This is a genomic window from Acidovorax soli (assembly GCF_900107605.1).
Classification (GTDB): Bacteria; Pseudomonadota; Gammaproteobacteria; order Burkholderiales; family Burkholderiaceae_C; genus Acidovorax; species Acidovorax soli.
Map to the genome: position 1 here is coordinate 1 of NZ_FNQJ01000053.1, position 11,105 is coordinate 11,105.

The following is an 11,105-nucleotide window of genomic DNA, read 5'->3' on the forward strand; positions in this document are numbered from 1 at the left end:
GAAAGTCAATGAAATCAACGGTCTACCCAGACCACCCCCGCGCCAGTGCTAGCTTTGCGTACCGTCACTTATTGCACTGAAAACGAGGAGACCCCGGCCATGGCGATCGGCGCCGCCATCGGCACCGCCGCCACCACAGCGGCGATGCGTGGTTCGTTCCAGCCCTGCAGCGTGGTCTCGTCGCCGAACTTCCAATCGATCACGCGCCGGGCGACAGCGAGCTTGAGGCCGTCGAAGGCGCCACCGGTGAGTTCTGTCGCCAGCCCGACGCAGGTCGGAAAGTCGTCGGCGATGTGGGCGTCGCAGTGCGCCGCGAGCCGGGACGGCGACCATTGCGCGCCGGCCAGTGTCAGCGCGGTGAGGCCGCCGGCGGACATGCCGTAGTGGCCCACGCGCTGGACATCGAGCAGGGGCGCGAAGCGCGCATCGGCGGCCATCGCATCGATGGCCTGCGACACCTCCAGCGGACGGTGTTGCCAGGAGCGCGGCCCGACTGCGCTCATGTCGTGGTAGTTGTCGCCGGCGTGCTCGGGCATCGCCACGGTGAAGCCGGCTCGCACCAGTTCGATGGCCAGGTCGGCCTGCGGCCAGGGCGAGCCACCGGAACCGTGCGACATCACGACGAGCCGGCCATTGCCGCGTTGCGGTGCCGCGTTAAGCGCCGCCTCGACGACGAAGGGGCCGCGCTGCAACTGCGCCGCGGGCGCGGCCGTGGGATAGAACACCGTGATCGGACCGCTCTCGGGCGGCGCGGCGAGCGTTGTGATGCCGGTGGCGGCCGACGCCACGGCGCTCGCGAGGCCAAGCGCTGCTGCGGCCAGCAGCCGGCGCGTGCGCGTGGCTACCACGGCTCGCCTCTGGTGTTGGCCGAGAGCTTGGCGCGTTCGCGCCGTACCATGCTTTCCATCAGGTCGTTGCCCGGCGCGAATACCCAGACGGAGAGCCCGTGAAAGAGCAGGCCGACGCCCCACCCGAGCAGCGGGAAGATGGCCCAGGCCCGGCCGTGGTACAGCGAGAGCGCGATCAGCCCCAGGTTCACCGCCACGTAGACGCACGCGTGGAAGAAGAAGCCCAGCTTCGCCTTCGCGCGGCGCCGGGCCAGCTTGTCGATTTGAAGGTCGGTGTTTTGCATGAGGGTCTCCTTTGACATCAGACGCTTTGACGGTTGTCGAGGGCCGCGCCGCGCCGCAGCGCCAGCTTCCAGAGCCGCAGGCCCCGCGCCGCAAACATGCCGCTGAATGCGCCGTACAGCGCGCCCACGCACAGTGCGAAGACCCGGTCGTCCGCCAGCGACGGGTGCATCGCCATCTGGACGGACACGACGTACTTGGTGAAGAAGATGCCCATCATCAGCGCCAGCGGCACGGCCGTGCCGGCGAGATGGACGCGGCGCCCGGCCGGGTCGTAGCGCGTGCTGTCCGGCAGCGCGCGCTGCAGCACGGCGATGCCGGTCATCAGCGCGGCAACGGCCCAGCCCAGCACGGCGACCGGCTGATGGCTGAAGACCGACAGCAGTCCGTAGATGGACAGGGCGGTCATCGCGAACGGCAGGATCGTGGCGCGCCGGAGGGCGACGTCGTGCGCCACCAGCTGTCGGCCGCCCAGCCAGAGCAGCAGGGCGAAGAGGGCGAACACCCAGAGGGGCGTGCCGGCGAGGATCTGGGTCAGCATGAGGAACTCCTGAATGAAAGGGTGGGAGGGAAGCGACTGCATCGGACGCGACTGTGCGCCGGCGCCTGTCGCCGCGACAGCGCGATGCGACGAAATGCGGATGGGCGGCGCAGGCGGTCGTTCGCTGGCGCGAACGTGCCCGGTGCGCCGGGCACCGGCCCGGGGTGCTGCGTGTCAGGTCAGGGAATGCGGGCGTCGGGTATGGCGTGAGCGCGCGTGCGCTACGTGCGGCAGCGTACCGACGCGGACGCGGGCCGCAGGCACCATGCGGGGTCTCGGCCGTGCCGCAAGCGCCCCCTCGTGCAGGCCGAATGCCGCCGATTCGACCGTGCTTTCAGCAAGGACTTCCCATGTCAATATTCCACGCCATCGTCTGGCTCGACCATGACCGCGCACAGCTTCTGCAGTTCGACGCCAGCCAGGCGTTCGAGAAGCAGATCAAGGCGCACCTCTACTTCACGCGCCACGACGGAAACGAGATGCGGAGCGTGCACGAGTTTTTCGGCGAAGTCTGCGACGCGCTGGCGGGGGTCGAGCAGCTGCTGGTGGCGGGGCCGCATGCGGTACAGGAGGATTTCCGCCATTACGTCGACAAGCTGCGACCCGAGGTGGCCAGCCAGATTGTCGAATGGCAGACGCTCGACCATCCAAGCCCCGGCGAGTTGATCGCGCTGGCACGTCGCTACTTTGCGACCCATGACGCCACCGCAGGTGCGCAGGCTTGAGACAGGCGAGCGTTCGTGAATGCCTGCAAGGGCGGGCAGGGCATCACGCTCCGCGAAGCCCGTCGCGCACCTGTGCGTTGCCGAGCGAACGCGGATCGAATCCTGCGCTCAGAGGATCCGCAGTGCAGCGGCCTGCGCCTTGAGTTCGGCGCGAAACGCCGGGTGCGCGATGCCGATGAGTTCGAGCGCCCGCTGCCGGGCCGACTTGCCGCGCAACTGGGCGACGCCGTACTCCGTCACGACATAGTTGATGTCGTTCTTGCTGGTGCTGACATGCGTGCCCGGTGACAGCACCGGCACGATGCGCGAGATGGTGCCGTCTCGCGCCGTCGAGGGCAGCACGATGAACGCCTTGCCACCGCGGGAGCGATTGGCCGCGCGCACGAAATCGGATTGACCGCCCGTCCCGGAAATGGGCGCCAGCCCCAGGCTTTCGGAGCCGCACTGGCCCAGCAGGTCGATCTGCAATGTGGCGTTGATCGCCATCAGCTTGTCGTTCTGCCCGGCCAATGCCGGATCGTTGGTGAAGTCGACCGGATGGATCTCCAGCGCCGGGTTTCGGTCCATGAAGTCATACAGCTTGCGAGACCCCAGCGCGAAGGTCGCCACCATCTTGCCGGGCAGATAGGTCTTGCGGCTGTTGTTGACCGCGCCGCATTCCACCAGCGACAGGATGCCGTCGCCGATCATCTCGGTGTGGATGCCGAGGTCGTGCTTGTGCGTCAGTTGCATGACCACCGCATCCGGAATGCCGCCATAGCCGATCTGCAGCGTCGAGCCGTCGTCGATCATGTCGGCCACGTACTTGCCGATGGCTTCCTGCACCGGCCCGATCTTCGGCAGGCCGACCTCCAGCACCGGCGCGTCGTCTTCGACGAATGCCGCGACCTGCGAGATGTGCACATGGCAGTTGCCATGCGCAAAGGGCACGTTCGGGTTGACTTCGAGCACCACGGCGCGCGCCTTCGCCACCGCTGCCATCGTGTAGTCGGCGCCGAGGCTGAGCGCGAAGTTGCCTTCGGCGTCCATGGGCGAGGCCATGCTGAACACGACGTCGGCCCCGATCTGCCCGCGCTCGATCTGTGCAGGAATCTCGGAGAAATAGTTGGGGATGAAGTCGATCCAGCCCGCCTGGCCGCCCGCGCGTGTGGCACCGCCGAAGAAGAACGCGACGTGGCGAACGTTCTCCGTCGTCGCCGGGTCGAGATACCCGTACTTGCGCATCGCCAGGATCTGTCCGACCTTCACGTCCCGGAATGCGTGGCGCTGCTCGGACAGCGCCGTCAAGAGCGTGGGCGGCTCCCCGACGCCCGTCGGCACGATGATGAAATCGCCGTCCTGCACCAGCTGCACAGCTTCGGCGGCAGACCTTCGTTTTTGCGCGTACAGCGCCTGGATGGAGTTCATGGGCGATTGTTGGCCGAACCGGGTTCGTGTGTCGAGACGGCAAGACCCCAGTTCGACGTTGCGGCCGGCGCCTGCCCGGCATCCGTAGCTAAGCGCCCAGCCAGAACTTTTCGCTGCGATCGGAAAAGTCATGCAGGTGCACGATCACCGATTCCTCGTCGATCAGCACGACGCCGTACTGCGGCGGCTCGAAGCTCCCCAGGATGTCTTCGGATTCCCGAAGGTGCAGCGCCACCTGATGGTTGGTGCCGCGCAATGTCGAGAACGGGATGCCGCGCCAGGTGCCCGAGATGGGCCGGTGGATGTGTCCGAAGAACAGGTGCTTGATGCGGTGTTCGTGGCCCTTCAATGCCGTCAGCAACCATCCGTTGTCGACCAGGCCGATCCGGTCCATGACCGGGATGCCGAGGTGGAAGGCCGGATGGTGCATGAACAGGAGCACCGGCGCATCGTCCTGCGCCAGGCGCTGAGCGAGCCAGTTGGCCCGCTTTTCGCAGAAGACGCCGCAATGCGTTCCCGGTTCGTTGGTGTCGAGAAACAGACCTCTGAAGTTGCCGATGGCCTGCTCGTACTGGACGAACCCATTGTTGTCCACCGGCACCCGGGGGAAGCGCTCCCGGAAGTTTGTCCTGCTGTCGTGGTTGCCGAGAATCAGATGAACCGGTATCGGCAACCGCGCGCACTGTTCCGACAACTGGCGGTAGGCGTCCGGGTGGCCGACGTGTGCGAGGTCGCCCGTGATCACGCAGAACGCCGCGTCTGCATGTTCGGCGATCACGCTGTCGATGCAGCGTTCGAACCGCTTGCCGGGGTCATGCCCGTAGAGGGCACGACCCTGCTCGACAAGATGGATGTCCGTGATGTGGATGAACTTGAGCATGGTCGTGCCTTGCGATCAGCGCGGCAGCAGTGCCTGGACCGCCTTGCTCATGTCGGTGAGGGCGACGGCAGGTTGCACCTCTTGCGAAACCACGGTCTGCAGGTGATCCTTGATCACGTCGGTGATCTTCAAGCCGTTGTCACCCGGAAATGCGTACCAGCCCGTGAGAACCGGCATCTGCGCAATGGCGGTCAGGTGGTTGGGGTTTGCCTTGTAGAAGGGCGCAAGCAGCTTCGGGTCGTTCGCTGGCAACGTGTTGGCCGGGAAGTAGCCGGTCGCCTTGACCATGGTCGTCGCGCCGAGCGGGCCGGTGGCGAACTTGATGTATTCCCAGGCCGCGGCCTGCTTGGCAGGGTCCTTGGAGAACATCATCGCCGCATTGCCGCCGGCCGGCAGGCGGCCGTCCTTGGCGACGGGCATGCGGGCGGTGCGAATCTCGAACTTGCCGCCGACCTGCTTCGTGATGCTGCCCAGTCGCGCGGTGGTCGTGGCCAGCACCGCGAGCTTGCCGCTCACGAAGTCCTGCCAGGCGGCCGAATAGGAGATGTTGCGCATCTCGCCTTGCTTGACGAGCTGTTCGAGCGTCTGGATGGCAGCCTTGCCTGCGGGGCCGTCGAATGCCACCTTCTTCTCGTCGGCGGTCAACATGGTGCCGCCGTTGCTGAAGACCAGCGCCTGCCACATCCAGTTGCCGGTGATGTCCCACTCGACGTGCAGGCTGTCGGTGCCGGGCGTTGCCGCCTTCGACTTCCTGGCCGCGTTCATGATGGCTTCCCAGGTGGTCGGGAAGCGATCGGGCTCGACGCCCGCCTTGCGCATCAGGTCGGCGTTGTAGTAGATCACGGGGGTGGACAGCGCGAAGCCGATGCCGACCTGTTGACCCTTGACCTGCCCCAGTGACAGCAGCGCCTGGTCGTAGCCCATGCCCGCCCAGCCTTTTTCCGCCTTGATGAAGGGCGTGAGGTCGACGGCGAGACCTCGGTCGGCAAACACGCGCTGACGGTTGAGGCCCTGATAGGACACGTCGGGCAGCTGGCCCGTCACGGCCTGGCGCAACACCTGTTGCGCGGAGACCTCGTAATCGGAGTTGGGCGCGCGGAACGTGACCTTGTACTGGGGGAACTTCGCCATGAAGTCTCTCGCGATCGATTCATGGACCTCCTTGAAGAGATCCGCATACGCGTAGTCGACCACGATCTCGGTCGGTTGCTGAGCCTGTGCCAGGCCTGCGGCCATCAACACGGCCAGGGCGGCGGTTTTCTTGAACAGTTGTTTCATTGCTTGATTCCTTGCGGTTTAACCCTTGACGCCGGTGAGCGTCACACCTTCGATGAAGCGCTTTTGCGCGACGACGAACAACAGCACCAGCGGCGCCGTGATCAGCACCGTGCCGGCCATCAACGGACCGAACGCGCTGCCTGCTTCCTCATTGCGGAAGAACATGGTTCCCAACGGCGGCGTCGCCAGATGGGGTGAATTGATGACCAGCAGGGGCCAGAAGTAATCGTTCCAGTGCCAGACCACCGAGAAGATCGAGAACGCCAGCAAGGCGGGCATGGCGGTGGGCAGCATCACGCGCCAGACGATCTCCAGCTCGCCCATGCCGTCCAGCCGCGCGGCATGGATCAGGTCGTCGGGCACGGTGCGAAAGAACTGCCGCATCAGGAAGATGCCGAACGCCGACACGCTGAAAGGCAGGATCAGCGCGCCCATCGTGTCGAGCAGGCCTGCGTGGTACAGCATCACGTAGAGGGGGATGGCCGTGGCCTGGTACGGCACCATGAGCGCCAGCATCACCAGGCGCCATGCCCACGGCTTGCCACGGAACGACAGCTTGGCGAAGGCGTAGGCGGCAGGCAGTGCCACCAGGATCTGCAGCACCAGGATCCCGGCACAGACGAGAGCGCCATTCCACAGGTAGCGCAGCAAGGGAACCTTGGTCAGCGCCAGGGTGTAGTTCTCCACCGCGGCAAAGCGGGTCGGAAAGAGATGGATCTCGCTGCCGAAGATTTCGTCGGCAGGCTTGAGCGAGGTCAGCACCATCCAGATGAACGGCATCAGGAAGACCAGGGCCACGGCCATCAGGACCACATGGCGAAGGATCCGAAAGGAAGGAGAAGGACGTTTCATGCGTAGTGCGTCCGGCGCTCCAGCGCGGCGTGCTGGATCTGGGTCAGGAGGAAGATGCCGGCAATGAAGACGACCGTCATGGCGCTGGCGTAGCCCATGCGGAAGAAGCTGAAACCCTCGGTGTAGATCGTGTGGAGCAGCACCTCGGTGGCCTTGTTCGGCCCGCCCTTGGTGAGCACATGAACGGTGTCGAAGACCTGCAGGGCGCGGATGGCGCACACGGTGATGACGAACAGGGTGGTTGGGCCCAGCAACGGCCAGGTGACGAAGCGAAATCGATCGAACGCGCCTTCGATGCCGTCGAGTTCGGCGGCATCGCGCACGTCGCGCGGAATCCCTTGCAGCCCGGCCAGGAAGAACACCAAGGCCAGCCCGGACATCTGCCAGATGCCGATCGCGGCGAGCGAGTACAGCGCGAGCCGGCGGTCGTTGAGCCAGTTCTGGGGCGAGATACCGACCTGCATCAGCAGGTGATTGACGAGCCCGGCGCTCGGATGCAGCAGGAACTCCCACACGACCGCCATGGCGATCAGCGTCGATGCGGCCGGCATGAAGAAAGCCGTTCGGTAGAAGCCGCGTCCCGATCGATCGGATTCGATCAACAGGGCGAGGCTCAGGCCCAGCGCGATCGAGCCCCCGGTGACCAGTACCAGGTAGACGAGGGTGTTGGTCACGGATTTCCGAAAGACTTCGTCCGACCAGAGTTCGGCATAGTTCTGCAGGCCGACCCAGTTCAGCGTGGTGGCGCCGAACTGCCAATCGGTCAGGGACATCAGAACGACAGCCAGCACGGGGATGAACAGCAGCAGCGTCGCGAGAAGTCCCGCGGGTGCGAGAAGCGACGCTGTGGAGAGGGGACGGATGCGCATCGTCGGCTTTCAGGCCACGCGAACCAGCGCGTCGCATCGGTCGATCGACAGGCGCTGACCGCCTGCATCGAAGACATGCAGGGCTTCCCACGGCACCGTGACCTCGAACTCGGCCCCTGCGCGCGCAGCCGTGCCTGCCGGGAGGCAGACGATGCAGGCCTCACCCTGGCTCGGCAGGGTCAGCGTGGCCATCAATTCGGTCCCCGCGTATTCCACATGGCCGACCACGCCGCGCACGGTGAGGCCATGCGCCTTGGCCAAGGTGACCGCCTGAGGCCGGAAGGCGACATGGCAGGGCCCACTGTTCACCGCGGTATTCGCGATGCGTTGCGCCAGGCAATGGATCTCGCCGTTGGCGCGGATCTCGCCCGGCACGACGTTGATCCGCGGTGCGCCGACGAATCGAGCCACCTCGAGGCTTTGTGGCCGCATGTACAGATCTTCGGGTGGCGCCACCTGAAGGATGCGGCCTTCGCGCATGACCGCCACACGGTCCGACATGGACATGGCTTCGTGCTGATCGTGCGTGACGTAGATGAACGTCACGCCCAACTGGTCGTGAAGCTGCCGGATCTCGGCACGCAGCGCATGGCGAAGGTTGGCGTCCAGATTAGAAAGGGGCTCGTCGAACAGGAACACGGAGGGGTGGCGAACCATCGCGCGCGCCAGGGCGACGCGTTGGCGCTGGCCGCCCGACAGGTGCGCCGGCTTGCGATCGAGTAACCCGTCGATGGCGAGTCGCCGGGCCACTTCATGTGCGCTGGCATGGATGTCGGCGAGCCGGCGGCGCACCCCGGGGGATACCAGGCGTGCCCCCGGCAGGCGACCCCAGAATCCGAGGCCGCGCATCACCAGCGGCATCGAGATGTTCTCGCGCACGGTCATGTGCGGATACAGCGCATAGGACTGGAACACCATCGCGCAGTCCCGCGCGCTGGGCGACAGGGCGAGCAAGTCGCGGTCTCCCATGCGGATCGAGCCGGTGTCGGGCGTGTCCAGGCCGGCGATCAGCTTCAGCAAGGTGGACTTGCCGCAACCGGACGCGCCCAGCAAGGTGAGGAACTCGCCGTCGCGCACGGTCAGGTCGAGTTCCTGAAGAACGGCCGCGTTGCCGTAGCGTTTGGTCAGGCCCGAGATCTGGATGTCAGACATGGTGATTCGTCTCCGTCGTTGACTGAGTCGATGTCCGGGCGGCCATCCAGCTGTGGAATTCTGCGTAGTCTGAAAACGCCACGGTGCAGGGGCGCAAGTCGTCAGGGTCCGCGGCGTAGCCGCCCAGGTGAGCCGCCAGCGGTACGCCAGCCGCCTGAGCGCATGCCGCGTCGATGCCGGAGTCCCCGACGAAGAGCGCTGTCTGCGGCGTCGCGCCCAACTGGGTCAGTGCGAGGTGCAACGGCGCGGCGTCCGGCTTGGGATGCTCGGTGTCGCCCAGGCCCACGATCGCGTCGAAGAAGCCGGTCAGTGCTGCCTTGTCCAGCAGCGTGCGTGTGGAGTCTTGATCGCGGTTCGTGCAGATGCCCAGGGCGATGCGCTGCGAACGAAGCATCGACAGCAGATCGAGAGCGCCGTCGTACACCACGGCCTGGTGCAGCCAGTGCGATGCGTAGCGGTGCGCGAAGGCATCTTCGAGTCGCGAGGCCAGCGCGAGCGGCACAGACGCCGCCTGAAGCCGGAGCGCGCTCTGGAAGAGGGCGGTGATGCCCTGGCTCAAGGCGGGACGAAGATGCTGCGGCTCGACGGCCTGCAATCCGGCCAGCACAAGCACCTCGTTGGCGGCCGCTGCGAGGGAGGGCAAGGTGTCGAAAAGGGTTCCATCGACATCAAAGACGACTGTTCGTATTTGATCGTTAGTGTTCATGTCCTGAATGCTACGAACATTATGAGTCAAACTCATGACAAATACGGGCGGTACAGTTTCCGCATCGATCCCGTGCGCGCGTGGCGCGTCAACCGTCCTGAAATGCAAGAAAACAGATGCTCAAAGCAGCTCGCCAGAAAGAAATCGTCGCCCTTTTGCAAGGGGGCGGCGTCGTCGAAGTCAGCGTGCTGGCGGAGCGTTTTCAGACATCTCCGATCACCGTCCGGCGTGACCTGATCGAATTGCAGGAGCGCGGCGTGCTGGCCCGCACCCGAGGGGGCGCGATTCCCGGCAACGAGGTGTACGCGGAGGGTTGGGCGCGTTACGAGAGCGTGAGCTACGCGGAGCGCGAGAGGGAAAACTACCGCGAGAAACGCGCCATCGCAGAACTCGCAGCGCAATCAGTGTCGGACGGCGATTGCATCTTGATCAACGGCGGGACCACGTGCAGGCACCTTGCAGAAGCGTTGCGAGGTCATCACCACCTTCACGTCGTGACCAACGGACTCACCGTCGCGATGGAACTGGCCAAGAGCAGAAACGCCACGGTCCACCTCCTGCCCGGCACCGTGGACTTTCAAAAGATGACGAGTGTCGGTCGCCTCGAAACAGGTGCTTTCGAGGACATCACGGTCAGAGCGGCCTTCCTCGGCGTCCACGGCATCTCCGCAAGCGGGGGCATCGGCATGCTGACGCCCGAGGAGGCGGCGATGAACCGCGCCTTTGCCGAGGCCGCCCAGTCCGTCAACGTTCTTGTCGACTCCTCCAAGTTCAAGGCGCAGGCGATCTTCAGGATCACGCATCTCGACAAGGTCGCGCGGGTGTTCACCGACGACGGCATCAGCGATGAGGTGCGGCGCTCGCTGGAGCAAGCGGGCGTGGAGGTCCTGGTTGCGCATGCTGAGGAGAATGGTCATTGAGACCGCGCTCTCGGAAAGGCATGACGACGTTCGAGGCTGAACAGCAGCGCGGCGCACCGCGATAAACTCCGCGCGCCCAACCCTCTCGACGCACCGCGGCGCCCCCAGGAATTCCTCATTTGCCCCGACCCATGGCGTCTTCGACACAGACCGCACCCCAGAACGAACCCGACCCGCGGCTGTTCATCGCCTCGCTGGAAAAAGGCATGCGCGTGCTGGAGCTGTTCAACGAGCATGCAACGCCCCTGTCGATCGGCGACATCGCCGACAGCACGGAGATGGGTCGCAGCGCGGCGCAGCGCTATGTCTACACGCTGCATCAGCTCGGCTATCTCAACAAGGATGCGGAGTCCAAGCGCTACTTCCCGGCGTTGAAACTGCTCGGCCTGGTGCGAGGCATCCACCGCCATCGCTCGCAGATGGATCTCGCCTATCCCTTGCTCCAGGCACTCGCCGCCGAAACGCTGGAAACGGTGTCGTGGGTCGAACTGGACGGCGACGACGTGGTGGTCCTGCAGAACTTCGCCGGCGCCCACGTCACCGCCGTCAACCTGCGCCGGGCTGATCCGGCCGGTATAAATGGCGCGCTTGAGGGCGTTAACAGCCTCGCCCCGATTGAGCACCCGGCGCAACTCGTTCCTGAAA

At 65.3% G+C, this 11,105-nt stretch carries 12 protein-coding genes and 1 pseudogene; 3 read left to right on the forward strand and 10 right to left on the reverse strand.

Going from position 1 to position 11,105, the window contains the following annotated elements:
* Positions 1-68: 68 nt before the first annotated feature.
* From BLW02_RS18665 to BLW02_RS18675, 3 genes are read right to left on the reverse strand one after another with little or no spacing between them, the layout of a single operon-like run.
* Positions 69-848, reverse strand: coding sequence for an alpha/beta hydrolase family protein (locus BLW02_RS18665; RefSeq protein ID WP_092701445.1), 780 nt, complete (start codon positions 846-848; stop codon positions 69-71).
* The gene (locus BLW02_RS18670) at positions 842-1,132 is read right to left on the reverse strand and encodes a 2TM domain-containing protein (protein WP_208859760.1); all 291 of its coding nucleotides are present in this window, start codon (positions 1,130-1,132) and stop codon (positions 842-844) included. Before BLW02_RS18670 ends, BLW02_RS18665 begins: the two co-directional genes overlap by 7 nt.
* Before the next feature lie 17 nt (positions 1,133-1,149).
* Positions 1,150-1,671, reverse strand: a complete 522-nt coding sequence (locus BLW02_RS18675) for a DUF6622 family protein (protein ID WP_092701474.1) — start codon at positions 1,669-1,671, stop codon at positions 1,150-1,152.
* Between the two features lie 350 nt (positions 1,672-2,021).
* On the opposite strand from BLW02_RS18675, the gene BLW02_RS18680 reads away from it, so the two are divergent.
* A complete protein-coding gene (locus BLW02_RS18680) occupies positions 2,022-2,396 on the forward strand; it encodes a hypothetical protein (RefSeq protein ID WP_092701451.1) in 375 nt (124 codons plus the stop codon).
* Between the two features lie 108 nt (positions 2,397-2,504).
* On the opposite strand, the gene BLW02_RS18685 is transcribed toward BLW02_RS18680, so the two are convergent.
* The 7 genes from BLW02_RS18685 to BLW02_RS18715 form a co-directional block, all read right to left on the reverse strand.
* Positions 2,505-3,803, reverse strand: a complete 1,299-nt coding sequence (locus BLW02_RS18685) for an acetyl-CoA hydrolase/transferase family protein (RefSeq protein WP_092701454.1) — start codon at positions 3,801-3,803, stop codon at positions 2,505-2,507.
* Between the two features lie 88 nt (positions 3,804-3,891).
* A complete protein-coding gene (locus BLW02_RS18690) occupies positions 3,892-4,683 on the reverse strand; it encodes a phosphodiesterase (protein WP_092701457.1) in 792 nt (263 codons plus the stop codon).
* Between the two features lie 15 nt (positions 4,684-4,698).
* A complete protein-coding gene (locus tag BLW02_RS18695; RefSeq protein WP_092701460.1) occupies positions 4,699-5,961 on the reverse strand; it encodes an ABC transporter substrate-binding protein in 1,263 nt (420 codons plus the stop codon).
* Positions 5,962-5,979: 18 nt separating this feature from the next.
* Positions 5,980-6,813, reverse strand: a complete 834-nt coding sequence (locus BLW02_RS18700) for a carbohydrate ABC transporter permease (protein ID WP_167544085.1) — start codon at positions 6,811-6,813, stop codon at positions 5,980-5,982.
* Positions 6,810-7,682, reverse strand: a complete 873-nt coding sequence (locus tag BLW02_RS18705; RefSeq protein WP_167544086.1) for a carbohydrate ABC transporter permease — start codon at positions 7,680-7,682, stop codon at positions 6,810-6,812. Before BLW02_RS18705 ends, BLW02_RS18700 begins: the two co-directional genes overlap by 4 nt.
* A 9-nt stretch (positions 7,683-7,691) precedes the next feature.
* Entirely contained in the window at positions 7,692-8,834 is a 1,143-nt protein-coding gene (locus BLW02_RS18710) for an ABC transporter ATP-binding protein (protein WP_092701466.1), read from the reverse strand.
* Positions 8,827-9,540: an HAD family hydrolase gene (locus tag BLW02_RS18715; RefSeq protein ID WP_159433803.1), complete on the reverse strand. Its 714-nt coding sequence runs from the start codon at positions 9,538-9,540 to the stop codon at positions 8,827-8,829. The genes BLW02_RS18710 and BLW02_RS18715 overlap by 8 nt, the downstream gene beginning before the upstream one ends.
* Positions 9,541-9,656: 116 nt before the next feature.
* Here BLW02_RS18715 and BLW02_RS18720 point away from each other — a divergent pair, with 116 nt between their 5' ends.
* Positions 9,657-10,460 (forward strand): DeoR/GlpR family DNA-binding transcription regulator, encoded by an 804-nt coding sequence (locus tag BLW02_RS18720; protein ID WP_092701471.1) that lies wholly within the window; start codon positions 9,657-9,659, stop codon positions 10,458-10,460.
* Positions 10,461-10,666: 206 nt separating this feature from the next.
* Positions 10,667-10,744: pseudogene (locus BLW02_RS20485) on the forward strand (helix-turn-helix domain-containing protein); the annotation flags it as partial.
* Positions 10,745-11,105 lie beyond the last annotated feature (361 nt).

Excerpts from the sequence above, each read along its gene's own strand:
- BLW02_RS18670 (WP_208859760.1), bottom strand. The coding sequence starts at position 1,132 with ATGCAAAACACCGACCTTCAAATCGACAAGCTGGCCCGGCGCCGCGCG.
- BLW02_RS18675 (WP_092701474.1), bottom strand. The coding sequence starts at position 1,671 with ATGCTGACCCAGATCCTCGCCGGCACGCCCCTCTGGGTGTTCGCCCTC.
- BLW02_RS18680 (WP_092701451.1), top strand. The coding sequence starts at position 2,022 with ATGTCAATATTCCACGCCATCGTCTGGCTCGACCATGACCGCGCACAG.
- BLW02_RS18685 (WP_092701454.1), bottom strand. The coding sequence starts at position 3,803 with ATGAACTCCATCCAGGCGCTGTACGCGCAAAAACGAAGGTCTGCCGCC.
- BLW02_RS18690 (WP_092701457.1), bottom strand. The coding sequence starts at position 4,683 with ATGCTCAAGTTCATCCACATCACGGACATCCATCTTGTCGAGCAGGGT.
- BLW02_RS18695 (WP_092701460.1), bottom strand. The coding sequence starts at position 5,961 with ATGAAACAACTGTTCAAGAAAACCGCCGCCCTGGCCGTGTTGATGGCC.
- BLW02_RS18700 (WP_167544085.1), bottom strand. The coding sequence starts at position 6,813 with ATGAAACGTCCTTCTCCTTCCTTTCGGATCCTTCGCCATGTGGTCCTG.
- BLW02_RS18705 (WP_167544086.1), bottom strand. The coding sequence starts at position 7,682 with ATGCGCATCCGTCCCCTCTCCACAGCGTCGCTTCTCGCACCCGCGGGA.
- BLW02_RS18710 (WP_092701466.1), bottom strand. The coding sequence starts at position 8,834 with ATGTCTGACATCCAGATCTCGGGCCTGACCAAACGCTACGGCAACGCG.
- BLW02_RS18715 (WP_159433803.1), bottom strand. The coding sequence starts at position 9,540 with ATGAACACTAACGATCAAATACGAACAGTCGTCTTTGATGTCGATGGA.
- BLW02_RS18720 (WP_092701471.1), top strand. The coding sequence starts at position 9,657 with ATGCTCAAAGCAGCTCGCCAGAAAGAAATCGTCGCCCTTTTGCAAGGG.